This window comes from Georgenia sp. G2120, assembly GCF_055326485.1.
The window spans coordinates 61,799-88,205 of sequence record NZ_JBUZNL010000005.1 but is presented as its reverse complement, the minus strand read 5'-3'; the positions used below and the strand labels follow the sequence as shown (position 1 = coordinate 88,205).

The window sequence follows — 26,407 nt, the reverse complement described above, 5'->3', positions numbered from 1 at the left end:
CGCCCGGTCAGCGCCGCTCCTCGTTCTCCTCCTCGGCGTCGTCGTCCCACGCGTCCCACTCCTCCTCCTCGGCGTCGACCTCCTCGTTGCGCTCGGCCGCGCTCTGCAGGGCAGCGGCGGCCGCCTCCGGGGTCGGGTAGGGGCCCATCCGGTCGGCCGCCGGCGACTCCGGCCCCTCCTCGACCGCGTGCGTGCGCAGGTTGAACCAGTACTCGCCGGTGCTCATGTCGACTCCTCGGTCTCGCTCGCTCGTCCACGGTCCGTAGACTCGGGAACCATGGTCGCCGATCGCGCCCCGCGGGGCACCCTCACCAAGGGAACCGTCTCCCCCGTCCGCGAGGTCCCCGCCTCCATCGAGCGCCCGGAGTACGTCGGCCGCACCGGTCCCGAGCGGGTGACCGCCGGCGAGGTCAAGAGCCCGGAGACGATCGAGCGCATCCGCACGGCGTCCCGGATCGCCGCGCAGGCGCTCGAGCTGACCGCCGAGGCCGTGCGCCCGGGGATCACCACGGACGAGATCGACCGGATCGGTCACGAGTTCCTCGTCGCACGGGGCGCCTACCCGTCCTCGCTGCACTACCAGGGCTTCCCGAAGTCGCTGTGCACGTCGATCAACGAGACGATCTGCCACGGCATCCCCGACTCGACGGTCCTCGAGGACGGGGACATCGTCAACATCGACATCACGGCCTTCGTCGGCGGCGTCCACGGGGACGCGTCGGTCATGGCTCTGGTCGGGGACGTCGACGAGGAGTCCCGCCTGCTCGTCGAGCGGACGAAGGACGCCATGCACCGCGGCATCAGGGCGGCGCGCGCCGGCCGGGAGGTCAACGTCATCGGCCGCGTCATCGAGTCCTACGCCAGGCGGTTCGACTACGGGGTCGTCCGCGACTACACGGGCCACGGCGTGGGCGAGGCGTTCCACTCGGGCCTCATCATCCCGCACTACGACTCGGCGCCCCAGTTCGACGACGTGATCGCCGAGGGGATGGTCTTCACCGTCGAGCCCATGCTCACCCTCGGCGAGCCGGACGGCGAGCAGTGGGACGACGGCTGGACCGTCGTGACGAAGGACCGCTCGCGGTCCGCGCAGTGGGAGCACACCATCCTCATCACGGGCGACGGCCCGGAGATCCTTACTCTCGCCTAGAGTCCTGCACGACCCCCTTCTTTTCGACGGTGAAGGAACCCATATGGCCACGAACCAGCTCGCGTTCGGCATCGACATCGGCGGCTCCGGGATCAAGGGCGCCCCGGTCGACCTCTCCACGGGGCAGCTGACGACCGACCGCGTGAAGATCCCGACCCCCCAGCCCTCGACCCCGGCGGCCGTCATCGAGGTCCTCGGCCGCCTGCTGGCCGAGTTCGAGGAGGACGACGACGTCCCGGTCGGCCTCACGTTCCCCGCCCCCGTGCTGCACGGCGGGTTCCCGTTCGTGGCGAACCTCGACCAGAGCTGGGTCGGCATGAACATCGAGGACGAGGTCCGCAGGGAGCTCGGCCGCGAGATCGTCGCGATGAACGACGCCGACGCCGCCGGGGTCGCCGAGGCCCACTACGGCGCCGCCAAGGGCGTCGACGGGGTCGTCCTGCTGACGACGCTCGGCACGGGAATCGGGTCGGCGCTGCTGGTCGACGGCATCCTCGTGCCCAACACCGAGCTCGGGCACCTCGAGATCGACGGGCGCGACGCCGAGTCCCACGCCTCCTCCGCCGTCCGCGAGCGGGAGGGCCTGTCCTACCCGAAGTGGGCCAAGCGACTCCAGCGCTACTACGAGGTGGTCGAGAAGCTGTTCTCCCCGGACCTCATCGTGGTGGGCGGCGGCGTGAGCCGGAAGCACGAGAAGTTCCTCCCGCTCATCGAGACGCGCGCCCCGATGGTGCCCGCCGAGCTCCGCAACAACGCGGGCATCGTCGGCGCCGCCTATCGCGCGGTCGAGCTCGCGCGCTGACCCACCCGCGGGGTCGGGGACCCCTCCCCGACCGGATCGGCCACGACGGCGGCCTGCCCGCGTAACCTCGTGATCGGTCGGGCACGCGCCCGGCCGGTCCGACCCAGCGCAAGGCCGAGGAGGCGACGTGCCGCGGTTCAACCCGCCCCCGGGCTGGCACGTGCCGCCGGACTTCATGCCGCCCGTCGGCTGGCGCCCGGACCCGCGCTGGCCTCCCGCCCCGCACGACTGGCAGATGTGGATCGTCGACCCCGTGGGTCGCTCGGGCACGACGGACCCGCCCGACGGCGGACCGGACGGCGATCCCGAGGCGACCCGTCTGCGGTCCGTCAGGGCGTCCGTGGGTGACACGGAGGACGGCCTCCTCCAGACGCAGGCGTGGTCGCCCGAGCGGCACCGGACGCGGAGCCACGGCGGCGGGCCCGGCGCACCGGTCCTCACGGGCGCGGCGACCTCGGCGGCCTACGGGCTCGCGGCCGCTCAGGACCACCGGCAGCCGGCCCCGCTCCCGAGCACACCCCGGTTCACGCCCTCATCCCACGGGGCCGTGGGCGCGCAGTACGGGCCGTCGGCCGGCTCGGCGGGATCGAGCACCTCGGCCGCCGGGTCGCCACCCACCGCGGCCTCCTCTCCCCCGGCACCGGCACCCCCGCCGGAGCCCGTGCCGTCGTCCCCCTGGTACACGCGCGCCGGCCCCGCCGCGGTGGCGGCCTCGACCTGCGTCGCGCTCGTCGCGGTGGCGATCTGGGCGTTCGTGCTCCGTGAGCCCGCGGCCCGCGAGGAGGAGGGACCGGGGAAGTTCGACGTCGAGCCGCCGTCCGTCCCCGGCGGGGACCCCGAGGGCGGTGGCCGGGCGGGCGCGGAGCAGGAGAACGAGACGCCCGACCCGTCCGACGTCCCCGACGAGACCGGGACGGACGCACCCGAGGACGACGACGGCCTGGCCGGGCTGATTCCCGCCGACACGTTCCCGCCCGGCCAGGACGAGGCCGCCCACACCGGGCCCGACGGCATCCCGACGAACACCGAGCCGATCGCGATGCTCGACGACCTCGCGCTGGAGAACGTCGACCCGTTCGGCCGGATCTCGGTCCTGTCGTGGACGATCGACCTCACCCAGGAGCAGATCACCGCGCAGCTCGTGGGCCCCACGGACTGGGACGCCACCGAGGACGTGCTCGCGCATGACGCCGGGAACCCGCCGCCACCCGAGGGGCACGTCTACGTCACCCAGCGCGTGCGCGTGACGGCGGAGACCAGCAGTGCCTTCACGCCGTTCGCCTCGCTGCTCGTGTACTGGGTGAGCCGGACCGGCGAGGTGTACGGGGCCACGTCGGCGGTCGCGCCGGACGACCTCATCTACGCCGAGCCCATCGCCGACGGCGGGGAGGTCGAGGGGAACCTCGTCCTGTGCCTGCCCGAGCACCTCGTCGAGGAGGGCAACTGGGTGATCGCGGTCAACCACTCGTCCAACGGGTACGTGCTCGAGCCCTGAGGGGCGGAGGAGTCGGCCTGTACGCCGGGTTCTGTCCCGGCGGGCGAACCCGCCGGTGGCGACCATCCATCTACGACGCGCGTTGCCGCGCGCCTCCAGCGACCTACCCGCAGGCATCGGACGGGCCGCCCTCGAACGCCTGCTGTCTGGTCTTGCTCCGGGTGGGGTTTGCCGAGCCGCCACGGTCGCCCGTGGCGCTGGTGGGCTCTTACCCCACCGTTTCACCCTTACCCCTTGCGGGGCGGTCTGCTTTCTGTGGCACTGTCCCGCGGGTCACCCCGGGTGGGCGTTACCCACCACCCTGCCCATCGGAGCCCGGACGTTCCTCGGTGCCCTGGGGCAACGCGGCCGCCCGGCCGACTCCTCCGCAACGCGGGAGTCTACCCGTCGGACCGCGCGGTGACGCGGCGATGTGCCCGAGTACGCTCCCGTGGTGCTCGTGCTCCTTCCGCCCTCCGAGGGCAAGACCGCCCCCGACGACGGACCTCCGCTCGATCTCGCTGCCCTCTCGCTCCCGGGACTCACCGGTGCGCGCACGGAGGTGCTCACCACCCTCGCGCAGGTCAGCGGCCGCCCCGACGCCCTCGAGGTGCTGCGCGCGCCCGCAGGCGCCCGGGACGAGGTCGCGGCCCAGCAGCGGCTGTCGGAGCTCCCGACGGCGCGCGCCGACCGGGTCTTCACCGGCGTCCTGTTCGACCGCGCGGGCATCGCGGACCTGACGGGCGAGGCCCGCGCGCGGGCGGACCGCGACGTGCTGGTGATGTCCGGCGCGTTCGGTGCGCTCTCCCCCGCCGACCCGATCCCCGCCTACCGCCTCGGGATGACCGCGACGCTGCCCGGCCTCGACGGCCTCGGGGCGTTCTGGCGCGGGCCGATGGCGGCGGAGCTCGACGCCCGCGCCGAGGGCGAGCTCGTCGTCGACTGCCGCTCCGGCGGCTACCGGGCGATGTGGAAGGTGCCGCGCGCCGCCGACCACGTCGAGGTCGGCGCCGTCACCGAGCGCGCCGGCCGGCGCTCCGTGGTCTCCCACGACGCCAAGTGGTTCCGCGGCCTGCTGGTCGGGCACCTCCTGCGGCGGGAGGCTCCCGAGCCGGCGAGCGCGGAGGAGCTGGCCGGCGCCGCCCGCGCGCTCGTCGGGACCGTCCGCGAGGCGGCGGCCGCGCCGCGCAAGGGAGTCGAACGCACCACCTGGACGCTCACCGACGTCGAGCTCGAGCCGCCCGCCCGCCACGGGGGCGCCGCCGAGCTCACGCTCGTGCTCACCCAGCGGCCGTGAGGCTCAGGCGACGGACTCCGAGGGCGCGCCCACGTAGGTGACCTGACCGGTCAGGCGGCCGTTCGCGTCGAGGCCGTCGACCTCGAGGAGCGTGACCGACCCGGGTCGGACGCGGATCCGGCCCCAGCCGTCGTTCGCGATGCTCGCGAGGAGAGCGACCGACGCGCGCGTGACGACCGAGTGGGTGACGAGGACGACGGCCCGCGAGCCGGCGCCCGCGATCTCCGACAGGACGCGGGCCACCCGCGCGCCGACCTGGCGGTGGGACTCCCCGCCCGGCGGGGTCGCGTCGGCGTCGGAGCGCCAGCGGGCGAGCTCGCCGGGCCACCGTTCGTCGATCTCCGACTCCGTCAGGCCGTGCCATTGACCGAAGGCCACCTCGCGCAGGCGGTCGTCGACCGTCGGCTCCGGGAGCCCGGCGGCGCGGACGATCTCCTCGGCGGTCTGCCGGGTCCGCACGATCGGCGAGACCCGCACCTCGGCGGTGGACAGGTCGACGCCGTCGTTCGCGGCGAGCCGCGCGAGCAGGGCGCCGGCGTTGCGGGCCTGCTCCCGTCCGAGGTCCGTGAGGTCCGGGCCGGGCGTGTCGGAGCCGCTCTGCCGCCCCGCCACGGTCCATTCGGTGACGCCGTGCCGGATGAGGTACACGCGCGTCGCCCCGCCGGTCGTCGCCGGCGCCGGGGCGGCTGTTGCGGCCTGGGCGGTTGCCCGGCTCGCGCCGTCGGCCCCGGGGTCCGTGAGCCCGACGTCGAACAGTGCCTGTGGTTCGTCGTCGGGCATGTGGCCGTCGTCGGTTGTCGACTCGTCCGTGTCGGGCGTTCCCGGCCAGGCGTCGTCGGACTCGGAGCCGAGCTCCGCCGTCGGGGCGAGGCTCGTCAGCCACTCGTCGGTCGAGGCGTCGGCGCGGTCGTCCATCGCCTTGTTCGCCAGGGCGTCGGCCGCCGAGTTCTGCGCCCGCGGGATCCACGTGTAGCGCACGCGGTGGGCGGGGAACGCGTCGCGGGCCTCGAGGGCGAGCCGGCGCATGTCCTCGTGCTTGATCTTCCACCGGCCGGACATCTGCTCGACCACGAGCTTGGAGTCCGCGCGCACCTCGACCTCGGCGTCGGCGTCGATCCGGGCCGCGGCCCGCAGGCCCTCGACGAGCGCCGTGTACTCGGCGACGTTGTTCGTCGTCTCACCGAGCCAGCCGCTGCGCGTGGCGAGGAGCTCGCCGGACTCCGCATCCGTCACGAGCGAGCCGTAGCCGGCGGGACCGGGATTGCCGCGCGCGCCGCCGTCGGTGTGGATGAGGAGCCTGCGGGTCATCGCCGGTCCCCCACGCGCACGAGGAGGAACCCGTGGTCCTCGCTGATCAGGATCTCGTCCTCGGCGGCGGCGTCGATGAGCGACTGCTCGGCGAGGGTGAAGTCGACGTTGACCCCTTCGGCCCGGTGCCCGCGGACGGCGACCGCGCCGAGCCCACCGGTCTGGCGGCGCGCGGCCTCGTACTCGTCCATCAGCACCGTCGGCAGGGAGGCGGCGACGGCGTCCCGCTCGGCCTGACGGGCGGTCACGTCGGCGTCGATCCGGGCGAAGGCGGCGTCCCGCTCGGCGCCGAGGGACTCGAGGTCGGTGGCGACGGAGGCGGACTGCTCCTGGAGAGCCGCGACCCGGGCGTCGGCCGCCTCGGCGGTCTCCATCGCCTCGAGCTCGGCCTCCTCCAGGATGGCCTGGCGCCCGGCGAGGTGCGCGATCTCCTCCTGGAGGGCGACGAGCTCGCGGGACAGGCCCTCGCCGGAGTCGAGGCGGGCCTGGTTGCGCGCGGCCCTGCTGCGGACCTGCTCGACGTCGGCCTCGGCCTTGGTCAGCGCACGGCGCGCGTCGCCGGCGGCGGAGGTGGCGAGCACGAGCTCGTCGTGGAGGTCGCCGGCGCGGCCGGTGAGCTGGGTGATGTGCTCGAGCACGGGCAGCGAGCGGCGCTCGTGGCCGAGCTTGGCGATCGCGGTGTCGATGTCCTGGAGGTCGAGCAGCTTGAGCTGGTCGACGAGCGGTGCGGTGGGCACGTCAGTTCCCTTCGGGGCTGGGGGCGGGGTGGCGCGCGGTCCACGGGTCGGTGACGAGGTCGGAGACGGTGATCTCGAGGCCCTCCGCGCGCAGGAGTCCGGCGGCCACGTCGAGCCAGGGGCGTTCCGTGGCCCAGTGCGTGGCGGAGACGAGGTAGGGCCGGCCGCCCGCGAGGTGCTCGGAGGCCGGGTGGTGGCGCAGGTCGGCGGTGAGGTAGACGTCGGCGCCCGCGCGGCGTGCGTCGGCGAGGAACGCGTCCCCGGAGCCGCCGGAGACGGCGACGGTGCGGACCTCGGCGTCGAGGTCGCCGCCGACGGTGAGGCCCGCCGGGGTATGCGGGAGGCGGTCGGCGGCGCGCGCGGCGAACGCGTCGAGGCTCATCGGCGCAGGGAGCTCGCCGACCCGGCCGTGGCCGGTCGTCGCGCCGACCGCGCCGCCCGCGTGCCGCAGCAGGGCGAAGGACGGCTCCTCGTAGGGGTGGGCGGCGCGCAGCGCGGCGAGGACAGCTCCCTCGGCACCGGCGGGGACGAAGATCTCGAGCCGGTCCTCCTCGACCACCTCGGTCTCGCCGACGGCGCCGATCGCGGGCGTCGCGCCGTCGAGCGGGCGGAACGTGCCGGTGCCGGGCGAGGTGAAGGCCGCGCGCTCGTAGTCGCCCTGCCGGCCCGCCCCGGCGCCGGCGAGCGCGTCGAGCAGCTCGCTCGTGTGCGTGCGCGGGACGTGGACCACGAGGGTCGCGGGCGCCCCGCCGGACGGGACGAGCGGGCGCTGGCCGGTGAGGCCGAGCAGGTCGGCGAGCGCCTGGGACACGCCGTCGACCGCGACGTCCGCGTTCGTGTGCGAGGTGAGCAGCGCGCACCCGCCCGAGACGAGCCGATGGACGAGGCGACCCTTGTCGCTCGAGGTGGCGACCGTCGTCGTGCCCTTGAGGAAGAGCGGGTGGTGCACCCACAGGAGGTCCGCACCGAGCGCGAGCGCCTCCTCGACGACCTCCTCGGTGGGGTCGACGGCGAGGTGGACGCGCGTCACCGGGGCGGCCGTGTCGCCGACGACGAGCCCGACGGCGTCCCACTCCTCCGCGGTACCCGGCGGGTAGTGCCGGTGGACGGCGTCGACGACGTCGGCGAGCGGGGTGGGCATGGGCCGAGGGTACTCGGGACGGCCGGTCGGACCGGGCCGCGGTCTCAGGGCTCGTGGTGGCGCCGGCAGCGCGCCGCGTAGGTCTCGGTCCCGCCGACGTGCGCCGCGGTGCCGTCGAGCGGGTCCCCGCCCGAGCCGGCCCGGATCCGCTGGTGGAACACCGCGTCCGCGCCGCATACCCCGCACACCGCGGTCAGCCGGGTGACGTCCTCGGCGATCGCCATGAGGGTGGGCAGCGGCTCGAACGGGCGCCCGTCGAACGTCACGGACAGCCCGGCGACGACGACGGTGGTCCCGCGCCGCAGCACCGCCTCGAGGGCGGGGACGAGGTCGGGGCCGAAGAACTGGGCCTCGTCGACGGCGAGCAGGTCGGGGGCGCGGTCCCCGACGGCCGCGAGCAGGCCCGGCACATCGGAGGCCGACGTCGATCCGAGCGAGAGCCCCGTGTGCGAGCTGACCTCGCCCGTGCCGTACCGCTCGTCCCACGCGTGGTTGACGAGGACGACCTCCAGGCCGGCCAGCCGCGCGCGCCTGACCCGTCGGAGCAGCTCCTCGGACTTGCCGGAGAACATCGGGCCGGCGACGACCTGGAGGCGGCCGTACCCGTTCGTGCGCATGTCCGTGAGCCTAGGACCGCTCGGTCACCGGAGCGGGCGGGGCGGCACCCGGCGCCGACGGGCCGAGGTGCCGCACGAAGTCCGTCCGGCGTGTGCGCACGGTGAAGCCACGTCGCTCGAGCGTGGCGCGCACGGGGGCGTTGCCGACCGCCACGCTCGCGGTCGCCAGCGGGACCCCGGCCCGCGCCGTCGCGGACAGCATCGCCGAGGTGAGTGCCGCCCCGACGCCGCGGCGGCGGGCGGACGGGACGACGCCGAGGTAGCCGAGGCACCAGTCGGTGTCGAAGCCCTCGAGCGCGGCCACGCCCTGCAGGTCGGACCCGGCGACGTGGCCGAGCCACGGCGCCGTGCCGTTGCCGGACGAGACGAGCATGTCGCGGTAGGCGCGGGCCGCCGCGGCCGGGCCGAGCTCGGCGACCTGGTCGCGGTCGTAGTCGTCGAGGCTGTCCGCCATCGCGGCGGCGAGCACGTCGAGCACGGCAGTGTCCGTCGGGTCGACCTCGACCACGCCGGGCGACAGGTCGCCCGGTGCCGGTACGGCGGAGAGCTCGAGCCGGTCCCCGTCGGGCAGCCAGCCGGCGGCCGCCAGCGCCGCCCGACGCGCTGCCGGTGCGGGCTCGTCGTCGGTGACGACGGCGTGCACGCGGTCGGCCCCGCCCGCAGCGGCCCGCGCGGCGACCGCGTCGAAAAGTAGCCGGACGACCTCGACGGGTTCGGGGTGGGTGTCGGCGAGGCGGAACGCCTGCGCGACCCGGGTGCCGTCCTCGAGCGTCATGAGGAACGCCCGGCCCACGTCGCCGGAGGCGTCCGCGACCACGACCAGGTCGTCAAGAGCGACCCGTCCCGTGTCGATCACCCGCCGGACGCGCGCAAGATCCTCGTCGGGGGCCCGGTCGAGGCGGGCGAACCGTTCGGGCGACGCCGTCGTCGCGTGCAGTGGCATGTGGGAACCGTAGGGCTGGGCCGTCGCCTCCTCCACGAGATTTCCCGTCCGACCCGGCACGGGCGACCATGTCCCCGTGTCGCACTCCCACTCCACCGACCCGCCGGAGCTGCCCGCGGGTCGCGTCCGGCGGGTCCGGACGCTGCTCGCCGCCCTCGTCCTGCCCCTGCTCGTGGCGACGGTCGTCGGGCTCGTCGCCCTGTGGCCGAGCGGCGACTCGCCGATGGGCTCGATCCCGCTGACCGGGGACGGCACCGAGGTCGTCACGGGCACCGTGCTCGAGCCGCCCGCGAGCCCCGAGGCCGCCGAGTTCCGCGTCGTGGTCACGGGCGGCGGCCACGACGGGTACGAGGCGACCGTCGCCTCCCCGCACCCGTCGGTCGCCGAGGAGATCGACGCCGGGGACGACGTCCTTCTGCTGTACATGCCGCAGAACATCGGGACCGGCACCCTGTACTCGTTCTGGGACTTCGACCGCGACGCGCCGGTCGGCTGGCTCGCCGTCCTCTACCTCGCGGCCGTGCTCGCCGTGGCCCGCTGGCGGGGCCTCGCCGCGGTGCTCGGGCTGCTCGCCTCGCTCGGCGTCGTCGCGGTGTTCATGCTGCCGGCGCTCATGGCCGGCTCCTCGCCGATCCTCGTGGCGCTCGTGGGCTCCTCGGCGATGATGTTCATCGCCGTCTACCTCGCCCACGGGATATCGATCCGCACGACGACGGCGCTGCTCGGCACCTACGTGGGCCTCGCCATCACTGTGGTCCTCGCCGTGTGGGCGACGGGGGCCGCGAACCTCACCGGCTCGAGCGAGGACGCGATCATGCTCCACCAGCAGTTCGCGGGCCTCACGCTCAGCGATCTCCTGCTGTGCGGCATCGTCGTGGCCGGCCTCGGCGCGCTCAACGACGTGACGATCACCCAGGCCTCCGCGGTGTGGGAGCTGGCCGCGGCGAGCCCCGGTGCGCCGAGGCGGCGACTCTTCGTCCAGGGCATGCGCATCGGCCGTGACCACATCGCCTCGACCGTCTACACGCTCGCGTTCGCCTACGTCGGAACCGCGCTTCCGCTCATCATGCTCGCGTCACTGGTCGAGCGCCCCGTGGTCGACACCCTCATGGCCGGGGAGATCGCCGAGGAGGTCGTCCGCACGCTCGTCTCCTCGATCGGGCTCGTCCTCGCGATCCCGGTGACGACGGGGATCGCGGCGCTCCTCGCGCGCTCCGGCGGGGATCCGCCGGCCGCACCTCGGCACGACACCTAGGCGGCGGTCGAGCTCCAGCCGGACGCGTGCAGGCGCTCGATCCCGTCGAGCAGGAGGTCGAGGGCGAGCTCGAACTCGGCCTGGTCGTCACAACCGATCGCGGTGCCGGAGTCGTGGGACGCGGCCGCCGAGATCGTCATGATGTGCGGGTACCGCTCGCCCGCCGCGGCAAGGAACGCGTCGCGCTCGCCGGGTTCGTCGGGTACCCGAGGGGTCGGGAACACCTCCTGCGTGAAGCCCCACATGCGGCTGCCGAGCACGTGCATCGCGTGGTGGGTGAGGTCGGCGGTGAGCCCGCCCCCGAGCAGGTCGCCCATGAGCCCGTTCATGTGGTCGAGCACCACGGGCGAGGCGGTCGTGCGCGACTCGATGACCTGCGGGGCCCAGGGGTGGTCGAGCAGCGCGGCTCGGGCGGCGAGCACGCGGGCGCGCACGCGGGCGCGCCAGTCGTCGTCCGCCGGTCCCGGGTGCGGCTCGGCCGCGAAGGTGGAGACGACGTCGTCGATCATCGCGTCGAGGAGGTCGTCCTTGTTCGCGACGTGCTTGTAGAGGGCCATCGGGGTGACGCCGAGCTCGGCGGCGAGCGTGCGCATGCTCAGCGCGTCGACGCCCTCCGCGTCGGCCCGCTCGACGGCTCGCGCGAGCACCCTCTCCCTGGTCAGTGCTGTCCGCACGGCCACCTCCTGCTTGACGGGTCTACACCGTACACCTTAGGTTTCGCATGAGCGGTGTACGCCGTACACCACCGTCCGCCCCCGGAGGCCCCCATGCCCACGCACCGTCGCACCGCGATCGTCGCCGGCGCGCTCTACCTGCTCACCTTCGTCACCTCGATCCCGGCCGTCGCACTCAAGGCGCCGGCCCTCGACGCGGCGTACGTCCTCGGCGAGACGTCGAGCCCCCTGCCGGTGTGGGGCGCGCTGAGCGAGATCCTGCTCGCCGCCGCCTGCATCGGCACCGCCGTCGCGCTCTACCCGGTGGTCCGGCGGCGCAACGAGGGCCTCGCGCTCGGGTTCGTCGCGGCCCGCACGATGGAGGCCGCCCTCATCGCGGTGGGCGTCCTCACGATCCTCTCGATCGTCACGCTGCGTGACGTCTCCGGGCTCGACGACGACGCACTGACGGCCGTCCACGCCGCGCTCGTGGCCGTGCACGACTGGACCTTCCTCGTGGGCCCCGGGATCATCCCCGCGATCAGCGGACTCTGCCTGGGGTCGATCCTCTACGCCACCGGGCTCGTGCCGCGGATCATCCCGGCGATGGGCCTCATCGGCGCACCGCTGCTGCTCGCGTCGGCGACCGCCACGATCTTCGGGCTCTCCGACCAGATCTCCTGGCTCGCCGCGGCAGCCGCGCTGCCGATCGCGGCGTGGGAGGGCTCGCTCGGGGTGTGGCTCGTGGTCAAGGGATTCCGCCCGGACGCACTCGCGCGGCTCGGGCTCTCGGGCGACCTGCCGGTCGAGGCGCCGGAGCCGGTCGCCGCCTGAGACGGCCGGTCGGCCGGGGCCGACCCGTTCGTCGGGGCCGACCCGGCTGCCCCGGGTCAGCTCAGTCGTCGGAGACGGCCGTGGGCGCGTTCGTCAGCTCGTCGGCCAGGGCCTCGAGCACGAGCGCGACGCCGTGCTCGGCGTTCGTGGCGGTCACGTCGATCGCGACGTCCTTGACCTCGGCCCGCGCGTTGCCCATGGCGATCGGCACCCCGATGCGGCCGAGCCACTCGACGTCGTTCCCGCCGTCGCCCATTCCGAGGCAGTGCTCGGCTCCCACCTCGTGCCGGGCGAGCATCTCGGTCAGCGCGTTCCACTTGGTCGCCGCCTCGTCGACGAACTCGAAGAACGTGTCCATCGACCGCGTGGTGTCGGGGAACCGGGAGCGGACGGCCCCGTCCACGGCGTCGAGCTGCTCGCGGGTCCCGAAGAACATCACCTTGGTGACCGCGTCGGGGAGGTCGGCCGTGTCGCCGACCTGCACGAGATCGCCGTTGAGCTGCCGGAGCAGGTCCGCGGCGGCCCCCTCACCCTCGACGTAGATCGCCGACGTCGTCCACCACGTGATGTCGAGGGCCAGCTCCGCGGCGAGCTCGACGAGCGCGCGCACGTGGGCGGGATCCATCGGCCGCACCGCGACGTCCTCACCGGTCACCGGGTCGAGGAGGACCGCGCCGTTGTCGCTCGTGACGATGTTGGTCAGGCCGAGGTCGCGGGCGAGGCCGAGCGTGTTCGCTCGTGCCCGACCGGTGAGCAGGAAGACCGGCACGCCGAGCTCGACGATCCGTCCGACGGCCTCGATCGTGCGGGGGGCGACCTGGTGGTCGTCGCCGGAGATGGTGCCGTCGACGTCGAGGCTGACCGCTCGGACGGTGCGCAGGAGATCGGGCGCGACCATGACAACTCCTCGGGGTGGGCGAGCCGCCAGTGTAGGAGGCCAGGTCCCGACGCCCGCCCGGCCGTTCACGGCGAAACCCCCACATTCGCACCGCCCACCATGGGGAGCACATCCCGCCCCGTCGCGCCCCGCCGGCCCCTGGGTGCGGCACCCTGGGCGCTCCGTCCTCCCGACCGTCCTGGAGCCCGCATGTCGCGCACGACCCGCCGATCCCTCGCCACCGCCTGCGCGGCGATCCTCCTCGCGGCCACGGCGGCCGCGTGCGGCTCGGACGACTCCGACGACGGCGCGACTGCCGATGGCGCGGCGGAGGTAGAGGCGCCGTGCCGAGTCGCGACGGGCGAGAGCTCCTCCGGGTCGGCGTCGGAGAGCGGGTCGGGGAGCGGGTCCGACGGAGGCCCACGCCCGGCGGTCGTCGCGGCCGAGGCGCTGTGCGACATCCCAGGGATTGCCGCGGTGGCGCCGGACTCCTCCGCGGGCCCGGACTCGACGCAGATGATCGTCGCGATGTCGGGCTTCGGCGTCGACCCGGTCCTTGCCTCTCTCGAGACCTGGCACGCGCACGACGACGTCGGCGAGGGGTCCATCCTCGTGCTCACCAGCGACGACCCGGCCGCCCAGGTGTACGTCAGCGGGTTTCCCGAACCACTCGGGCGCGCGACCGTGGAGCGGCTCGTCGAGCTCGCCGGCGCCGCCGACGGGATCGTCGCCGACATCGTCGAGGACCGCGGTTCGGTGGCCACGCAGCTGCGCGTCGAACCCGGCTCCGACTGGCACGGCGATCTCCTCGAGGTCCTTCCGCCGACGGCCGCGCTCGACGCCGAGGTCGACCCCGAAGGGGAGGACGCGGGCGGCAACGTCCTCGTCCGCTACCCCGACGAGATCGCCGTCCTTGTGCCGACGACGCTCGACGGCGCGATGGACGACCCGGCCTGGGCCGAGGTAGTCGACCAGACCCACGCCGTCGAGGCGGCCCTCGTCGACGCCGGGGCGGAGGTGGGCTCGGGGTGCCGGTTCGACGCATCGCCGGCGGGCACGCCGGCGGTGACGTGCCGGTGGTTCGACGAGCCCGAGGGACAGGTGCGCACCGAGCTGGACACGCTCGCGGACCTGGTGGAGTCGGCCGGCGGGAGCTACGTCGAGGACCCGATCTAGGTCTTGACAGATTTTCTTGTCAAGGCGACCCTGGGTCCATGCACGACGTCGAGATCATCGACGACCCGGCAGCAGCCGCGGTCTCGCTCGACCCTGTCCGCACCCGGCTCCTCGCCGCGCTCGCGGAGCCGGGCTCGGCGACGACCCTGGCCTCCCGGCTCGGTCTCCCGCGGCAGAAGGTCAACTACCACCTCAAGGTGCTCGAGCAGCACGGGCTCGTCGAGCTCGTCGAGGAGCGCCGGCGGGGCAACTTCACCGAGCGGGTGCTGCGCGCGCGGTCCGCGTCCTTCGTCATCTCGCCGGCCGCCCTCGCCGCCGTCGAGCCCGACCCGACCCGCTCCCCCGACCGCGTCTCGGCCGCCTGGCTGATCGCCCTCGCCGCCCGTCTCGTGCGAGACGTCGGGGCGCTCGTCACCGGTGCCCGCCGGACCGGGACGCAGGTGGCGACCTGGGCCGTCGACGGCGAGGTCCGGTTCGCGTCCGCAGCCGACCGCGCGGCGTTCGCCCGCGAGCTCGAGGGCGCCGTCACCGACCTGGTGCGGCGCTACCACTCCCCCGACGCCGACGGGGCGCGCACCCACCGCCTCGTCGTCGCCGTCCATCCCCACGTCCCCACCACCTGAGGAGCACGCCATGTCCGACCGTTTCGAGATCCGCAAGGAGGTCGTGCTGCCGGCGACCCCGGAGCAGGTGTGGCACGCCGTGGCCACCCGCGAGGGCCAGCGGGCGTGGTCGCCCGACCCCGATGCCGTGGAGGCACCGGGGACCCAGGTCGAGCGGCAGGAGGGCGAGCGTCTGTACGTCCGGACCCCGGAGGGGCCCGACGGCGCCTTCCACGCCTTCGAGTACCTGGTCGAGGGTCGCGACGACTCGACGACGGTGCTGACGTTCGTCCACAGCGGCTTCCTCGGCGAGGACTGGGGCGGCGAGTACGACTTCGAGACGATGACCGGCTACGGCTGGGACCTCTACATGGTCAACCTCACCCAGTACCTCACGCACTTCGCCGACCGGCAGGGCGTGTTCGTCACGGGGCAGGGCCCACAGTCGGAGACGTCGGCCGAGTCCTGGGCGCCCGTCGCCGCCGCGCTCGGCGTGACGGGTCCGCTCGCCGTCGGGGACCGCGTGACGCTGACCCCCGCGGGCTTCGACCCGATCGAGGGCGTCGTGGACTGGGTGGTCCCGACCGACGACTTCGTCGGGGTGCGGGCGAATGACGGGCTCTACCGCTTCCACAACAACACGGTGATGGGCATGCCGGTCGCATTCGGCCACTACCTGTTCGCCGACGTCGACGCCGCGGCAGAGTCGGCGCGGTGGGAGAGCTGGCTCGCCGGCGTGTACCGGTGAGCGGCCCCCATTCCGCGCACCTGCTCGCGGCACTTCTCGCCGCAGCGGGCACCACGCACCTGGTCGCGCCCGGCCCGTTCGACCAGATCGTGCCGAGGCAGCTACCGGGCTCTGCCCGGGCGTACACCTACACCTCCGGCGTCGCCGAGCTCGCGGTCGCCGCCCTTCTTGCCGCGCCGCGCACGCGGCAGCTCGGTGGCACCGCCGCCGCGGCACTGTTCGTCGCGGTGTTCCCCGCGAACCTGCAGATGGCATGGGACTGGCGGCACCGGTCGGCCCCCGCGCGCGCGATCGCCTACGGACGGCTCCCCCTGCAGGCCGTGCTCATCCGGCAGGCGCTGCGCGTGGCGACCGGGCCGGCCGGCGGCCCGTCACTCACCCGCCACGCAGGAGGCGGTGCCCGAGGGGAGTGACGACGTGGCCGGACGCGCCGAGGGCGCCGGCTCGGACCGTGACGAGCCCTGCGTCGCGCAGCACACGCAGATGGGTGCTGGCCGTGGCCGGCGCGAGGTCGAGCGCCCGTGCGAGGGCGCGCACACCCCGGATCGGGCCGTTGGCCACCTCGGCGAGGACGACCGCTCGGGTCTCCCCGAGCAGCCGGGCCAGGGCGTCCGACGAGCCACCCGACGCCGGCAGTCCGGGCGACTCCGGGAGCGGGACGAACAGCACGGTCCGCGCCCCGGTGCTGCTGACGGTCACGCTTGCCGAGGAGGCGAGCGTGGGCATGACGAGGATCCCGCCTCCCGTGGAGTCGGCGTCGACCTCCGAGCCGGAGACGAGGTCGACCTCGAGCACCCCGTCCCGGAGCCTCACCCACGGCCCGAGGCGCTCGACGGCGGACGCCGGGCCCTCCTCGTCGATCACCGCCCCCAGCCCCGCGGCCCACCGAGGTGCGCGCGACGCCGCGGCCGCGGCGAGGTGCTCGTCGAACGTCCGAAGGACCCGCGTGAGGAAGTGCCCCAGTCGACGACGCATGCGCGTGCCCGCGGGGCCACGCCCGCCCAGCTCCGCGAGCCACGGCGGCGGCGGGAAGCCCGCCGCGACGTTGTCGGCGAGGTCGCGGGCGACCTGCTCGCGCGGGACGGAGCAGATCTCGTCGACCGCCTCCGCGGGGTCCGTGGCGGTCGGCTGGAGGAATGCTGGTGTGCACGGATCGGCGAGAAGCGCGGTCAGCAGCGCGGCGTCCTCCGGTCGTACGGGACCAGCGTCGCGACCCGGGTCGCGACGCCGCGGCGCACGGACCGCGTCGGCGAGCTCGGGCAGGACAGCCGGAGCGGCACCGACCTCCATCTGAGCGAGCTCCCCGGGGCGCAGCCGGAGTCGCAGCATCGCGCTCGCCCCCTTGCCGCGCTCGACCGTCCCGTTACCGACGTGTTCGCTCCTGCCCGAACACTCCTGGTCATCCAAGCAGACATGCACCAGGCTCGTGCCTCCGGGGCGACGACGCCGCCCGCGACGATCGGAGGACACGTGCGCAGGTTCATCGTCACGCAGAACGTCACGCTGGACGGCTCGATCGAGATGCTCGGGCCCTGGTTCTCGCCGGAGGCCGAGCAGGACGAGAACGACCTCATCGAGGAGATGGCCCGGCAGGACGCCACGAGCGACGCCGTGGTGTTCGGTCGGCAGACCTTCGAGGACATGCGCGGCTACTGGCCGCAGCAGACCGACGACCGCACCGGGGTGACCGAGACGCTCGACCGGGTGACGAAGTACGTCGTCAGCTCGACGATGACCGACCCCGGCTGGGACCGGTCGGTCGTGCTGGCCGGGGACCCCGTCGAGGAGGTGCGCGCGCTCAAGGAGACCGAGGGGCAGGACATCGTCTGCACCGGCAGCATCAGCCTCGTGCACGCGCTCGTCCCCGCGGGCCTGGTCGACGAGTACCGGCTGTTCACCTACCCCGCGGTGCAGGGCGGCGGGCGGCGCCTGTTCCCCGAGGGCTACGTCGTCCCCCGGCTCGAGCTGCTGGAGACCCGGTCCTTCCGCTCCGGTGTCGTCCTCACCCGCTACCGGCCGGCGTCGTGACAGGCACCCTCAGGGTCGTCAACTTCGTCAGCATCGACGGCGTCATCCAGTCGCCGCTCTCGGCCGACGAGGACCCCTCGGGCGGGTTCGTGCACGGCGGTTGGGTGCCACCGTCCAGCGACGACACCGTCGACGCGTTCATGAGCGCCGCGACGACCGAGGCGGGCGGACTGTTGCTGGGCAGGCGAACATACGAGATCCTGCACGCCGCCTGGTCCGGCGCCGACGAGAGCGTTCCCGCAGTGGCGGCGATGAACGCCATGCCGAAGCACGTCGTCTCGCGCACCGCCGCCCGTACGGAGCTCCGATGGGCCGGCACCGAGCTGATCGACGGCGAGCTCGGGGCTGCCGTCGAGGCGGCGAAAGCGCGGACGGAGGGCCACCTCCTGGTGCTCGGGTCCGGGCAGCTCGTCCGGGCGCTCGCGGAGCTCGACCTGGTCGACGAGTATCACCTCCTCGTCTTCCCGGTCCTTCTCGGGGCCGGCCGACGCATGTTCGGCGACCGCAGCACGCTCGCTCACTTCCGCCTCGCAGCGACGACGACCACGGCGAGCGGCGTCGTCATCGCGTCCTACACCCGCGACCACTCACCGCCGCACCGCCCGACCCCGACGGAGTCCGCATGAACGCCGCACGCACCACTCCGGTCATCGGCATGATGTCGATGCTGTCGCCCGACCCACGCCGGCTCGGCACCTTCTGGTCCGAGCTCATGGGGCTCCCCATCGCTGACGGCGCCACGGACGACCTCGTCATGCTCGACCTCGACCACGAGGTCAGCCCGATCACGTGGATCATCGAACGGTCCGACGACGTCGCCACCGGCCCCGCGCCAGTAGCGCTCGACATCGGGAATGAGGACGACGCCGCCTGGCACGAGGTGGCCGACCGCGCCGAGGAGCTCGGTGCCGAGCGGGTCGCCGAGCGCGAGGAGGACGGCGTCCGCTGGATCGAGATGCGCGACCCGGACGGCAACCGGTTCCGCGTCTTCGCGGCTCGGCCCGTCTGACGAGGGACGGACGCGACATGGGGACCCGGGAGCAGGTCGCCGACATCATGGCCGCCCTCGCCCGAGGCGATCGCCGCCCGTTGATCGACGCGATGCGCGACGACGTCACCTGGCGATGGATGGGCGTCGAGCGGTGGTCGCACGAGTTCGTCGGGAAGGACGCCGTCGTCGGTGAGCTCTTCGGCGCGGTCGACGAGACCCTTGACGTCGACTCCGCCACGACCGTGCACCGGATCATGGCGGACGGCGACCATGTCGTCGTCGAGCACACCGGAACGAGCCGGACGCCCGACGGTCGCGCGTACGACAACAACTACTGCTGGGTCCTCGACCTGGACGGCGCAGGCGCGATCCGCACGGTCCGCGAGTACATGGACACCGACCTCGTCACGAGGACGTTCGGCGCCGACGACCACGTGTGACGAGAGGGCGCCCGGTCACGTCGGAAGGAGGTCGATCCTCGCGTGGTGGCCCGGGGCGCGCGCGAGTCGGGCGTCGGACGTCAGAAGCGCAACGTCGAGCAGCTCAGCCAGGGCGACGTACGTCGCGTCGTACGCAGTGAGATTGGAACGAAGCTCCCACACCCGGCGCGCACACAGCAGGTGATCGTGATAGGTCACGTCCAGCATCTCGAGGAAATCGACGGCGTCGGCGACTTCCTCGTGCGTCGACGTACCGGCCGCCTCACGTCGCCGCAGGACCTGCAGCACCTCCACGACGAGGAGGTGCGGCGCGTGCAGCTGGACGCCCGGATCGTCGAGTCGGCGCCGCACCTCGGCCCCGAGCGGAAGGTTGAGCAGCAGCTCCACCGCCGCGGAGGCATCGAGCACGATCACCGTGCGTCCCGCTCCGCACGCACGGACTCTGCGGCACTCTCCCCCCGGTAGTCACTGGGAGCGGCAGTTTCCAGTCGCTCGATGAGCTCCCGTCGCGTCGGACGCTCCACCGAACGGGCCAGCTCGGCGAGAGCGAGGTCGGACAAGGTGACCCCCTCCCGCGCCGCACGTTCCTTGAGACGGCGGTGCAGCTCCTCGGGAACATTGCGCACCTGGATAAGTGACATGCACATACGATGAACGCATCACATGTGCATGTCAATGACGTGCGGCGGCATCCGAATCAACGACGTTGAACGTCCATCGAAGACGGCCGCCCCAGACCGCACCCACCACAAGTCGGAACCTCTCGCGCGTCGCACCCGCGAGCGCTCACGCCGGGATGTCGATCGTCCCGTCCTCGGCGACGGGGAAGAACGGGTTGTGCGCGACCTCCCACAGGTGGCCGTCCGGGTCCGCGAAGTAGCCCGAGTAGCCGCCCCACTCCATCACCTCGGGCTCCTTGACGAGGCGGGCACCGACGCCGACGGCGTGGGCGAGCGCGGAATCGACCTCCTCGCGCGAGTTCACGTTGAGCGCCAGCGTGACGCCCCGGAACACCGGCGGCGGGTCCGGCACCAGGCCGACGTCAGCGGCGAGGTCCGCATGGCCGAACAGTCCGACCCACGTCCCGGACGTGCGGAACCACGTGATCCCCGCGTCGGCATCTCCGCGCTGCTCCCACCCGAGCGCGCGGTAGAAGTCGATGCTCCGCGCGAGGTCGCCGACTCCGAGCGTGACGATGACAAGATTGGCAGGCGTACTCATACCCCCAGTCTTCACGCATGCGGTCCCGGACGGAACGCCGGATGACCATCCGGCGAACAGCAAGAGAACTTGCACAGATTCGCTTCTCAGCAATGTTTCTTGCGGATACGGTGGACCCGTGAGCTTCCAGGACCACGTCGACGCGCATCGGGACGACCTCACCCGGTCGGACCGCATCCTCGTCGACGAGCTGCTCTCGTACCCGGTCGAGGCGCCCCTGTGGAGCGGCGAGGAGCTGGCCCGCCGGGCCGGCGTCCACCCCGCCGCCGCCACCCGCCTCGCCCAGCGCCTCGGGTACGACGGCTACCTCCGGCTGCGGGACGACCTCCGGCAGTCGCACGCGTCCGCGAACGCCGGGGCGGGCGACCGCTTCCGGATCGAGCTGCAGGAGACCGGCGAGCAGTCGGTCCTCGAGCAGCTGCTCACCACGGAGCTGGAGACGTTGGCCCAGCTGTGCCGCCACGTGCAGCAGGCCCAGCTGGACGCGCTCGCCGACCGGATCGTCGGCTCGCGCACCACCTACCTCTTCGCCCGCGGCAACGCCTCCGTCCTCGCCGAGCTCATGGAACGGCGCCTGCGCCGGTTCGGCATCCGCACCGTCGTCGTCGAGGGCACCGGCCGCGACGTCGCCGAGCGGATCCTGACCATGGGCCCCGACGACACCGTCCTGACCTTCGCGTTCCGACGGCCGCCCCGGCACCTGGCCGAGCTCCTCGCCCACGCCGATCGGGTCGGCGCGACCACCGCGCTCGTCACCGACACCCTGCACACCCTGACACCGGCCCCATCGACCGTCCTGTCCGCGCCCCGCGGCCACCAGGAGGGCTTCGCCTCCCTCAGCGTGCCGATGGCCATCGCCAACGCGCTCGTCCTCACGATCGCCCGACGCCACGACGCCGCCCTGCTCCCGACCCTCGACGCCCTCGACGGGCTCATGTCCGACTTCGACTGAGCCTCACCCCGCCGTCGTCCCGTCCCCGGCGACGCCCGCGCCGACGCCCTCGACGCCGGCAAAGCCCGGCTCCACGCACCTCCCACCGCACCCGTCCCTGCCCCGCCCTGCCCGAAAACTCCCCGAAGGACTCCTCATGCGCACGAAGAAGCTGGTCCCGATCGCCCTGTCCCTGCCCGTCCTGCTCACCCTGGCCGCCTGCGGCGGGGGCACCACCGAGGCCGCCGAGGACTCCGGCGAGGCCGACACCTCCGCCGCCGACGAGCTCGACTCGCTCAGCCACGACGAGCTCGTCGAGCAGGCGATCGAGGAGGGTGAGGTCACCGTCTACTCGTTCACGTCCCGCATCGCCCAGGTCGAGGAGGCGTTCGAGGCCGAGTACCCCGAGATCGACTTCGTCGGTCACGACATCTCCTCGACCGAGCAGATCACCCGCCTCCAGGCCGAGGCTCAGGCGGGCTCCCCCTCGGCCGACGTCGCCTACATCTCCGACGCGCCCGTCGTCCTCACGGAGCTCCTCGAGGACGGCATCCTCACGAACTACGTCCCCGAGCGCGTGGCGGACTCGGTCCCCGAGGAGTACGCCGCCCCGCTGCTCGCCAACCGGCTGTCCACGAAGGTGCTCATGTACAACGAGGAGGCCTTCCCGGACGGCAGCCCGATCACCAACCTGTGGCAGCTGACCGAGCCGGAGTGGAACGGGCGCGTCGTCATGGTCGACCCGGCCGTGCGCGGCGACTACCTCGACCTCATGACGGAGATCGTCGCGCAGTCCGACGCGATGGCCGAGGCCTACGAGGCCCACACCGGCGAGGCCCTCACCCTCGACGACGGGATCGAGAACGCCGGCCAGCAGTTCATCTCCGACCTCTACGGCAACGGTCTCGTCCTCGTCGACGACACGGACAACGTCAACGCCGCCGTCGGGGCGACCGGCCAGGAGGACCCGCCCGTCGGTTTCACCTCCTACTCGGACCGCCGCGACAACGAGGAGGAGGGCTGGGCGCTCCAGGTCTCCACCGGCACCGAGCCCGCCACCGGCATCACGTTCCCCGCCTACCTCGGCGTCGTCGAGGAAGCGGAGAACCCCGCGGCGGCGCGGCTCGCGATCGACTTCCTCATGGGCGACGACTCCGCGACCGGCGGCCCCGGCTACGAGCCGTTCTACGTGGCCGGCGACTACCCGGTCCGCGAGGACATGGACGCACCCGAGGGCGCGGTCTCGATGGAGGAGCTCGCCGCCTGGGACATCGACCCGGAGGCCACCGCCGAGATCCGTTCCGACGTCGCCGACTTCCTCATCACCCTCGGCTGACGATCGACCTCGAGGGGACCACCATGACGACGGCGAACCCCGTCCCGGACCGGACCGACCCGCGGACGACGCAGGACGGCCGAGGCCGCCGGGCCACCGCCCGGCTCCGGCTCGCGCTGCGCCGCCCCACCGTGGTGCTCGGCCTGGGCACGCTGCTCGTCCTCGTCGTCCTCGTGGTGGCCCCGCTCGTCGGGCTCGTCAACACGACGCTCATGCCCGGCAACCGGGAGGCGTGGACCGACGTCCTCGCCTCCCCGCTCTCGGAGAATCTGCTGTGGCGGCCCCTGGGGCACTCGCTGCTCATGGGGGCCGCCACGGCGGTGCTCTCGACCGTCGTCGGCGGGTTCCTGGCCTGGGTGGTCGTCATGACGCGCCTGCCGGGGCGCTCGATCCTCGGAGTGCTCGCCACGATCCCGTTCGCGCTCCCGAGCTTCGCGCTCGCCCTGGCCTGGGAGTCGGTGTTCCGCAACGACCTCGTCGGCGGCTCGACGGGCCTGCTGTGGAACCTCGGGATCGCCGTGCCCGACTGGCTCGCCTGGGGCCCGGTCCCCGTCGCCCTCACGCTGACCGGCCACTACTTCTCGCTGTCCTTCATGCTCATCGCCGCCGCCCTCGCGTCCGTGGGCGGGGACCTCGTCGAGGCCGCCGAGATGACCGGTGCCTCCACTCTGCGGGTCGCGAAGGACATCGCCCTGCCCGCCGTCGCCCCGGCCATGGTCTCGGGCGCGCTGCTCGCGTTCGCCGAGGGGGTCTCGAACTTCGTCACCCCCGCCCTGCTCGGGCTGCCCGTCCGCTTCCACACGCTGTCGACCCGGCTGTACGGGTCGATCACGACCGGCGAGACCGCGCGCGGCTACGTGCTCGCGCTCGTCCTCATCGTCGTCGCGGCGATGATCATGTACGCCTCCTCGCAGGTGACCCGCCGCCGCAGCTTCGCGACCATCACGGGCAAGGGCGCCCGGCGCCGGGGCGTCGTGCTCGGCCGGTTCGCCGGCCCGGTGGGCGCTCTCGCCTGGCTCGTCGTCGCCTGCACGACCGTGCTTCCGGGACTCGTCCTCGTGCTCAGCTCCCTGACCCGGCGGACCAACGACTTCACGTCCGGCTTCACGCTGCACTACTGGGTCGGTGGGTCGGACCCGTCGATGGCGCAGGGCCAGCCGGGGATCCTCAACAACCCCCAGATCATCGACGCGACGGGCAACACCGTGGCGCTCGGGGTGTGCGTGGCGATCGGCGCGGGCGTCCTCGGCCTGCTGATCAGCTACGTCGTCACGCGCTCGAGCCGGCCGAGATGGCTCGTCGGCTCCCTCGACGTCGTCTCCTTCCTCCCGTTCCTCATCCCCGGCATCGCCCTCGGGGCCGCGTTCATCGCCCAGTTCGGCGCGCCGATCGGGCCGCTGCCGAGCCTGTACGGCACGTTCGCGCTCCTCGTGCTCGCGGGCATCGCGGCGACGATCCCGTTCGCCGTCCGCTCGGGCACCGCGGCGATGAGCCAGGTCTCCACCGACATCGAGGAGTCCGCGACGATGGCGGGAGCCGGCCTGTTCCGTCGGCTCGGCTCCGTCATCGCCCCGCTCACGGCGCGCGGCCTGTTCACCGGCGGCGTGCTGGTGTTCGTCCAGATGGTCCGCGACCTCTCGCTCGTCGTGCTCCTCGCCACCCCCGCACTGCCGGTGCTGGCCGTGCTCACCTACCAGTACTCGTCGGAGAACTTCACCCAGCTCGCGAACGCCGTGACCGTGGTGATCGCCGCCCTCTCCGTCGGGGCCACCCTCCTCGCCCGCCGGCTCGAGGGAACTACCCAGCCCTGGTCCGCCCGGACCACGGACTCATGACACCGCCGCCCGCCCCGGGCCGACCGCTCCCCCGACCGACCGAAGGACCCCGCGTGCCGGACACCGCCACCGACCACTCACCCGCCACCGACGAGGCAGCCTCCACCGAGGGGGCGCCGACGGGCACGACGCCGACCACCGGCACCTCTTCCCGCGAGGGCGCCGCGGGGACACCCGGCTCGGGGACGCTCAGCGTCACCGGGCTGCGCAAGGACTTCGGGCCCACCGCCGCCGTCGACGGCATCTCGTTCGAGGTGCCGGCCGGCTCCTTCCTCGTGCTGCTCGGCCCGTCCGGGTGCGGCAAGACGACGACCCTGCGGATGCTCGCCGGGCTCGAGGACCCCACCGGCGGCGAGATCGCGTTCGGCGGACGGGTGGTCGCCCGCGGCGACGGGACCGTCGACGTCCCGGCCTCGCGCCGCGGGGCCGGGCTCGTCTTCCAGTCCTACGCGCTGTGGCCGCACCGCACGGTCCGCGGCAACGTCGACTGGCCGCTCAAGGTGGCGAAGTGGGGAGCCGACCGGCGCCGCGCCCGGGTCGCCGAGGTCCTCGCCCTGCTCGGCATCACCGAGCTCGCCGACCGGTACCCCGGCGAGATCAGCGGCGGCCAGCAGCAGCGCGTGGCGATCGCGCGGATGATCGCCCCCGAGCCGGAGATCCTCCTCTTCGACGAGCCGCTGTCCAACCTCGACGCCAGGCTGCGCGTCGACACCCGTAGCGAGCTCATGCGGATCCACCGCGCGACCGGCGCCACGAGCGTGTACGTCACCCACGACCAGGTCGAGGCGATGACGATGGCCACCCACGTGGTGCTCATGAAGGACGGCCGGATCGAGCAGTTCGGCACGCCGCTCGAGCTGCTCCGCACCCCGCGCACCGCCTTCACCTCGACCTTCATCGGCACTCCCCCGGCCAACGTCGTCGCCTGCAGCGTCTCCGCCGGGCGGATCGTCCACGGCGCGAGCGGCATCGACCTCGGCCCGGCGCCGGCGGGGCCGGCCGACGGCGAGCGCGTTCACGCGATGTACCGCGCGACCTCGGTGGCGCTGGAGACCCCGGAGCCCGACGACGACGCCCACGCCCGGTCGCTCTCCCTGTCCGGCGTCCTCGCCGACCAGGCGCCGCTGGCCGACCGGTGGGTCGTGGGTGTCGACGTGCCGGGCGCTGGCCGGATGAGCGTCGTCCGCGCGGCGCCCGCACCGATGCTCCCCGGCGACGACGTGCGCCTCGTCCTCCCCGACTCGCCGGACGCCGTGTTCAGCCCCGACGGCGTGGTCGTCGGCGCACCCGCGACGACCGGGAACGCCTGATGCGGCTGCTCCTCGTCCGGCACGGCGAGACGGCCTGGAACCTCGAGCGGCGCCTCCAGGGACAGCGCGACATCGGGCTCTCCCCCACCGGTCGCGAGCAGGCCCGCGCGCTCGCGGGCGCCGTGCGGCGGATGGCACCGGAGCACGTCGTCTCGGCCGCGCTCCTGCGGGCGCGCGAGACCGCCGAGCTGCTGGGGACGACGCCGGACGCCGTCGACGAACGCCTCAACGAGGCGCACCTGGGCGAGTGGGAGGGCTGCCGGTCGGCCGACGTCCGCGAGGCGGACCCCGACCGGTACGCCGGGTGGCGTGCGGGCAGCTACCGGCCTCCGGGGGCCGAGGCCTTCGAGGCGCTCACCGGGCGGGTGGTAGCCGGCGTCGACGACGCCGTACGCGCAGCCCATGCGCGCGGCGCGACCTCGGTCCTCGTCGTCACGCACGGCGGGCCGATGCGTGCCTACCTGCGGGCCGCCGTCGGGCTCGACCCCGACCGGACGGTGCACAGCCTCCCGGCGAGCCTGACGACGATCGACCTGGATCCCGCTGCGGGCTCACCCAGCTGCTGCGGCACCGCGCGGCTGCGGCTGTTCAACTACTCGCCCACGCTGTCACCGCTCGAGCCGCCGGACTGAGCGGCGCCGACGAACGCGGGAGCGACGGTTAGTGTGAAGCGACCGCACATCCACTGAACGGGAGATCGG

31 protein-coding genes and 1 other RNA gene are annotated in these 26,407 nt (G+C 73.6%); 19 read left to right on the top strand and 13 right to left on the bottom strand.

Annotated elements, in window-relative coordinates; all coding sequences use genetic code 11:
* Positions 1–7 precede the first annotated feature (7 nt).
* Positions 8–226: an SPOR domain-containing protein gene (locus ACZLMO_RS07625; protein WP_463653365.1), complete on the bottom strand. Its 219-nt coding sequence runs from the start codon at positions 224–226 to the stop codon at positions 8–10.
* A 51-nt stretch (positions 227–277) separates the two neighbouring features.
* Here ACZLMO_RS07625 and map point away from each other — a divergent pair, with 51 nt between their 5' ends.
* The 3 genes from map to ACZLMO_RS07610 all read left to right on the top strand — a co-directional run bounded on the left by map (position 278) and on the right by ACZLMO_RS07610 (position 3,447).
* Complete coding sequence (gene map / locus ACZLMO_RS07620) at positions 278–1,150, top strand: type I methionyl aminopeptidase (RefSeq protein ID WP_463653364.1); 873 nt, start codon at positions 278–280, stop codon at positions 1,148–1,150.
* A gap of 43 nt (positions 1,151–1,193) precedes the next feature.
* Complete coding sequence (gene ppgK / locus ACZLMO_RS07615) at positions 1,194–1,952, top strand: polyphosphate--glucose phosphotransferase (RefSeq protein ID WP_425713277.1); 759 nt, start codon at positions 1,194–1,196, stop codon at positions 1,950–1,952.
* Between the two features lie 127 nt (positions 1,953–2,079).
* Positions 2,080–3,447: a hypothetical protein gene (locus ACZLMO_RS07610; protein ID WP_463653363.1), complete on the top strand. Its 1,368-nt coding sequence runs from the start codon at positions 2,080–2,082 to the stop codon at positions 3,445–3,447.
* Positions 3,448–3,451: 4 nt separating this feature from the next.
* Here the strand turns inward: ACZLMO_RS07610 and rnpB are convergent.
* An RNA gene (gene rnpB, locus ACZLMO_RS07605) (RNase P RNA component class A) lies at positions 3,452–3,811 on the bottom strand.
* 69 nt (positions 3,812–3,880) lie between these two features.
* Between rnpB and ACZLMO_RS07600 the strand changes: the two genes are divergently transcribed.
* On the top strand, positions 3,881–4,723 hold the full coding sequence (locus tag ACZLMO_RS07600) for a YaaA family protein (RefSeq protein WP_463653362.1): 843 nt from the start codon (positions 3,881–3,883) through the stop codon (positions 4,721–4,723).
* A gap of 3 nt (positions 4,724–4,726) precedes the next feature.
* On the opposite strand, the gene ACZLMO_RS07595 is transcribed toward ACZLMO_RS07600, so the two are convergent.
* The 5 genes from ACZLMO_RS07595 to ACZLMO_RS07575 are packed head-to-tail and all read right to left on the bottom strand — an operon-like array spanning position 4,727 to position 9,469.
* On the bottom strand, positions 4,727–6,031 hold the full coding sequence (locus ACZLMO_RS07595; protein WP_463653361.1) for a bifunctional RNase H/acid phosphatase: 1,305 nt from the start codon (positions 6,029–6,031) through the stop codon (positions 4,727–4,729).
* On the bottom strand, positions 6,028–6,768 hold the full coding sequence (locus tag ACZLMO_RS07590) for a zinc ribbon domain-containing protein (RefSeq protein WP_463653360.1): 741 nt from the start codon (positions 6,766–6,768) through the stop codon (positions 6,028–6,030). The genes ACZLMO_RS07595 and ACZLMO_RS07590 overlap by 4 nt, the downstream gene beginning before the upstream one ends.
* Before the next feature lies 1 nt (position 6,769).
* On the bottom strand, positions 6,770–7,909 hold the full coding sequence (locus tag ACZLMO_RS07585) for a Nif3-like dinuclear metal center hexameric protein (protein ID WP_463653359.1): 1,140 nt from the start codon (positions 7,907–7,909) through the stop codon (positions 6,770–6,772).
* Between the two features lie 44 nt (positions 7,910–7,953).
* Entirely contained in the window at positions 7,954–8,526 is a 573-nt protein-coding gene (locus ACZLMO_RS07580) for a thymidine kinase (RefSeq protein ID WP_463653358.1), read from the bottom strand.
* A 10-nt stretch (positions 8,527–8,536) separates the two neighbouring features.
* Positions 8,537–9,469 (bottom strand): GNAT family N-acetyltransferase, encoded by a 933-nt coding sequence (locus ACZLMO_RS07575; RefSeq protein WP_463653357.1) that lies wholly within the window; start codon positions 9,467–9,469, stop codon positions 8,537–8,539.
* 76 nt (positions 9,470–9,545) lie between these two features.
* Here ACZLMO_RS07575 and ACZLMO_RS07570 point away from each other — a divergent pair, with 76 nt between their 5' ends.
* Entirely contained in the window at positions 9,546–10,724 is a 1,179-nt protein-coding gene (locus tag ACZLMO_RS07570) for a YibE/F family protein (RefSeq protein WP_463653356.1), read from the top strand.
* On the opposite strand, the gene ACZLMO_RS07565 is transcribed toward ACZLMO_RS07570, so the two are convergent.
* Entirely contained in the window at positions 10,721–11,398 is a 678-nt protein-coding gene (locus ACZLMO_RS07565) for a TetR/AcrR family transcriptional regulator (protein ID WP_463653355.1), read from the bottom strand. The two genes, ACZLMO_RS07570 and ACZLMO_RS07565, sit on opposite strands and share 4 nt — an antisense overlap.
* Positions 11,399–11,491: 93 nt before the next feature.
* On the opposite strand from ACZLMO_RS07565, the gene ACZLMO_RS07560 reads away from it, so the two are divergent.
* Positions 11,492–12,211 (top strand): DUF4386 domain-containing protein, encoded by a 720-nt coding sequence (locus ACZLMO_RS07560; protein WP_463653354.1) that lies wholly within the window; start codon positions 11,492–11,494, stop codon positions 12,209–12,211.
* A gap of 61 nt (positions 12,212–12,272) precedes the next feature.
* Here the strand turns inward: ACZLMO_RS07560 and ACZLMO_RS07555 are convergent, their stop codons facing one another.
* Positions 12,273–13,109, bottom strand: coding sequence for an HAD hydrolase family protein (locus tag ACZLMO_RS07555; protein WP_463653353.1), 837 nt, complete (start codon positions 13,107–13,109; stop codon positions 12,273–12,275).
* A gap of 189 nt (positions 13,110–13,298) precedes the next feature.
* Here ACZLMO_RS07555 and ACZLMO_RS07550 point away from each other — a divergent pair, with 189 nt between their 5' ends.
* From ACZLMO_RS07550 to ACZLMO_RS07535, 4 genes are read left to right on the top strand one after another with little or no spacing between them, the layout of a single operon-like run.
* Entirely contained in the window at positions 13,299–14,264 is a 966-nt protein-coding gene (locus tag ACZLMO_RS07550) for a hypothetical protein (RefSeq protein ID WP_463653352.1), read from the top strand.
* A gap of 38 nt (positions 14,265–14,302) precedes the next feature.
* On the top strand, positions 14,303–14,887 hold the full coding sequence (locus tag ACZLMO_RS07545; RefSeq protein WP_463653351.1) for an ArsR/SmtB family transcription factor: 585 nt from the start codon (positions 14,303–14,305) through the stop codon (positions 14,885–14,887).
* A 10-nt stretch (positions 14,888–14,897) separates the two neighbouring features.
* Entirely contained in the window at positions 14,898–15,614 is a 717-nt protein-coding gene (locus ACZLMO_RS07540; protein ID WP_425713263.1) for an SRPBCC family protein, read from the top strand.
* Entirely contained in the window at positions 15,611–16,027 is a 417-nt protein-coding gene (locus ACZLMO_RS07535; protein ID WP_425713262.1) for a MauE/DoxX family redox-associated membrane protein, read from the top strand. Before ACZLMO_RS07540 ends, ACZLMO_RS07535 begins: the two co-directional genes overlap by 4 nt.
* Here ACZLMO_RS07535 and ACZLMO_RS07530 read toward each other — a convergent pair.
* Positions 15,990–17,021, bottom strand: coding sequence for an ArsR/SmtB family transcription factor (locus ACZLMO_RS07530; RefSeq protein ID WP_425713261.1), 1,032 nt, complete (start codon positions 17,019–17,021; stop codon positions 15,990–15,992). The two genes, ACZLMO_RS07535 and ACZLMO_RS07530, sit on opposite strands and share 38 nt — an antisense overlap.
* Positions 17,022–17,084: 63 nt before the next feature.
* Here ACZLMO_RS07530 and ACZLMO_RS07525 point away from each other — a divergent pair, with 63 nt between their 5' ends.
* Genes ACZLMO_RS07525 through ACZLMO_RS07510 form a run of 4 tightly spaced genes read left to right on the top strand, consistent with a single transcriptional unit; the run spans position 17,085 to position 19,073 of the window.
* A complete protein-coding gene (locus ACZLMO_RS07525; RefSeq protein WP_425713260.1) occupies positions 17,085–17,642 on the top strand; it encodes a dihydrofolate reductase family protein in 558 nt (185 codons plus the stop codon).
* Positions 17,639–18,268, top strand: coding sequence for a dihydrofolate reductase family protein (locus tag ACZLMO_RS07520; RefSeq protein ID WP_425713259.1), 630 nt, complete (start codon positions 17,639–17,641; stop codon positions 18,266–18,268). Before ACZLMO_RS07525 ends, ACZLMO_RS07520 begins: the two co-directional genes overlap by 4 nt.
* A complete protein-coding gene (locus ACZLMO_RS07515; protein ID WP_425713258.1) occupies positions 18,265–18,651 on the top strand; it encodes a VOC family protein in 387 nt (128 codons plus the stop codon). Before ACZLMO_RS07520 ends, ACZLMO_RS07515 begins: the two co-directional genes overlap by 4 nt.
* Before the next feature lie 17 nt (positions 18,652–18,668).
* Positions 18,669–19,073 carry a nuclear transport factor 2 family protein gene (locus ACZLMO_RS07510; RefSeq protein ID WP_425713257.1) on the top strand — a complete coding sequence of 135 codons (405 nt, stop codon included), beginning with the start codon at positions 18,669–18,671 and terminating at the stop codon, positions 19,071–19,073.
* Positions 19,074–19,088: 15 nt separating this feature from the next.
* Here the strand turns inward: ACZLMO_RS07510 and ACZLMO_RS07505 are convergent, their stop codons facing one another.
* The 3 genes from ACZLMO_RS07505 to ACZLMO_RS07495 form a co-directional block, all read right to left on the bottom strand.
* Complete coding sequence (locus ACZLMO_RS07505) at positions 19,089–19,487, bottom strand: type II toxin-antitoxin system VapC family toxin (RefSeq protein ID WP_425713256.1); 399 nt, start codon at positions 19,485–19,487, stop codon at positions 19,089–19,091.
* Complete coding sequence (locus ACZLMO_RS07500; protein ID WP_425713255.1) at positions 19,484–19,714, bottom strand: FitA-like ribbon-helix-helix domain-containing protein; 231 nt, start codon at positions 19,712–19,714, stop codon at positions 19,484–19,486. Before ACZLMO_RS07500 ends, ACZLMO_RS07505 begins: the two co-directional genes overlap by 4 nt.
* Positions 19,715–19,859: 145 nt before the next feature.
* Positions 19,860–20,294, bottom strand: coding sequence for a VOC family protein (locus tag ACZLMO_RS07495; protein ID WP_425713254.1), 435 nt, complete (start codon positions 20,292–20,294; stop codon positions 19,860–19,862).
* A 118-nt stretch (positions 20,295–20,412) separates the two neighbouring features.
* Between ACZLMO_RS07495 and ACZLMO_RS07490 the strand changes: the two genes are divergently transcribed.
* The 5 genes from ACZLMO_RS07490 to ACZLMO_RS07470 all read left to right on the top strand — a co-directional run bounded on the left by ACZLMO_RS07490 (position 20,413) and on the right by ACZLMO_RS07470 (position 26,338).
* Positions 20,413–21,246 carry a MurR/RpiR family transcriptional regulator gene (locus ACZLMO_RS07490; protein ID WP_463653350.1) on the top strand — a complete coding sequence of 278 codons (834 nt, stop codon included), beginning with the start codon at positions 20,413–20,415 and terminating at the stop codon, positions 21,244–21,246.
* A gap of 136 nt (positions 21,247–21,382) precedes the next feature.
* On the top strand, positions 21,383–22,561 hold the full coding sequence (locus ACZLMO_RS07485) for an ABC transporter substrate-binding protein (protein ID WP_425713252.1): 1,179 nt from the start codon (positions 21,383–21,385) through the stop codon (positions 22,559–22,561).
* A gap of 23 nt (positions 22,562–22,584) precedes the next feature.
* A complete protein-coding gene (locus tag ACZLMO_RS07480) occupies positions 22,585–24,396 on the top strand; it encodes an ABC transporter permease (protein ID WP_425713251.1) in 1,812 nt (603 codons plus the stop codon).
* Positions 24,397–24,599: 203 nt separating this feature from the next.
* Entirely contained in the window at positions 24,600–25,706 is a 1,107-nt protein-coding gene (locus tag ACZLMO_RS07475) for an ABC transporter ATP-binding protein (RefSeq protein ID WP_463653453.1), read from the top strand.
* Positions 25,706–26,338, top strand: coding sequence for a histidine phosphatase family protein (locus ACZLMO_RS07470; protein WP_425713249.1), 633 nt, complete (start codon positions 25,706–25,708; stop codon positions 26,336–26,338). The genes ACZLMO_RS07475 and ACZLMO_RS07470 overlap by 1 nt, the downstream gene beginning before the upstream one ends.
* The last annotated feature ends 69 nt before the right edge of the window (positions 26,339–26,407 follow it).

What these genes read in the sequence shown, in the direction of transcription:
- ACZLMO_RS07560 (WP_463653354.1), top strand. Translation starts at nt 11,492, where the DNA reads ATGCCCACGCACCGTCGCACCGCGATCGTCGCCGGCGCGCTCTACCTG.
- ACZLMO_RS07580 (WP_463653358.1), bottom strand. Translation starts at nt 8,526, where the DNA reads ATGCGCACGAACGGGTACGGCCGCCTCCAGGTCGTCGCCGGCCCGATG.
- ACZLMO_RS07480 (WP_425713251.1), top strand. Translation starts at nt 22,585, where the DNA reads ATGACGACGGCGAACCCCGTCCCGGACCGGACCGACCCGCGGACGACG.
- ACZLMO_RS07510 (WP_425713257.1), top strand. Translation starts at nt 18,669, where the DNA reads ATGGGGACCCGGGAGCAGGTCGCCGACATCATGGCCGCCCTCGCCCGA.
- ACZLMO_RS07550 (WP_463653352.1), top strand. Translation starts at nt 13,299, where the DNA reads ATGTCGCGCACGACCCGCCGATCCCTCGCCACCGCCTGCGCGGCGATC.
- ACZLMO_RS07485 (WP_425713252.1), top strand. Translation starts at nt 21,383, where the DNA reads ATGCGCACGAAGAAGCTGGTCCCGATCGCCCTGTCCCTGCCCGTCCTG.
- ACZLMO_RS07500 (WP_425713255.1), bottom strand. Translation starts at nt 19,714, where the DNA reads ATGTCACTTATCCAGGTGCGCAATGTTCCCGAGGAGCTGCACCGCCGT.
- ACZLMO_RS07595 (WP_463653361.1), bottom strand. Translation starts at nt 6,031, where the DNA reads ATGACCCGCAGGCTCCTCATCCACACCGACGGCGGCGCGCGCGGCAAT.
- ACZLMO_RS07625 (WP_463653365.1), bottom strand. Translation starts at nt 226, where the DNA reads ATGAGCACCGGCGAGTACTGGTTCAACCTGCGCACGCACGCGGTCGAG.
- ppgK (WP_425713277.1), top strand. Translation starts at nt 1,194, where the DNA reads ATGGCCACGAACCAGCTCGCGTTCGGCATCGACATCGGCGGCTCCGGG.
- ACZLMO_RS07545 (WP_463653351.1), top strand. Translation starts at nt 14,303, where the DNA reads ATGCACGACGTCGAGATCATCGACGACCCGGCAGCAGCCGCGGTCTCG.
- ACZLMO_RS07470 (WP_425713249.1), top strand. Translation starts at nt 25,706, where the DNA reads ATGCGGCTGCTCCTCGTCCGGCACGGCGAGACGGCCTGGAACCTCGAG.
- ACZLMO_RS07540 (WP_425713263.1), top strand. Translation starts at nt 14,898, where the DNA reads ATGTCCGACCGTTTCGAGATCCGCAAGGAGGTCGTGCTGCCGGCGACC.
- map (WP_463653364.1), top strand. Translation starts at nt 278, where the DNA reads ATGGTCGCCGATCGCGCCCCGCGGGGCACCCTCACCAAGGGAACCGTC.
- ACZLMO_RS07555 (WP_463653353.1), bottom strand. Translation starts at nt 13,109, where the DNA reads ATGGTCGCGCCCGATCTCCTGCGCACCGTCCGAGCGGTCAGCCTCGAC.
- ACZLMO_RS07575 (WP_463653357.1), bottom strand. Translation starts at nt 9,469, where the DNA reads ATGCCACTGCACGCGACGACGGCGTCGCCCGAACGGTTCGCCCGCCTC.
- ACZLMO_RS07585 (WP_463653359.1), bottom strand. Translation starts at nt 7,909, where the DNA reads ATGCCCACCCCGCTCGCCGACGTCGTCGACGCCGTCCACCGGCACTAC.
- ACZLMO_RS07515 (WP_425713258.1), top strand. Translation starts at nt 18,265, where the DNA reads ATGAACGCCGCACGCACCACTCCGGTCATCGGCATGATGTCGATGCTG.
- ACZLMO_RS07495 (WP_425713254.1), bottom strand. Translation starts at nt 20,294, where the DNA reads ATGAGTACGCCTGCCAATCTTGTCATCGTCACGCTCGGAGTCGGCGAC.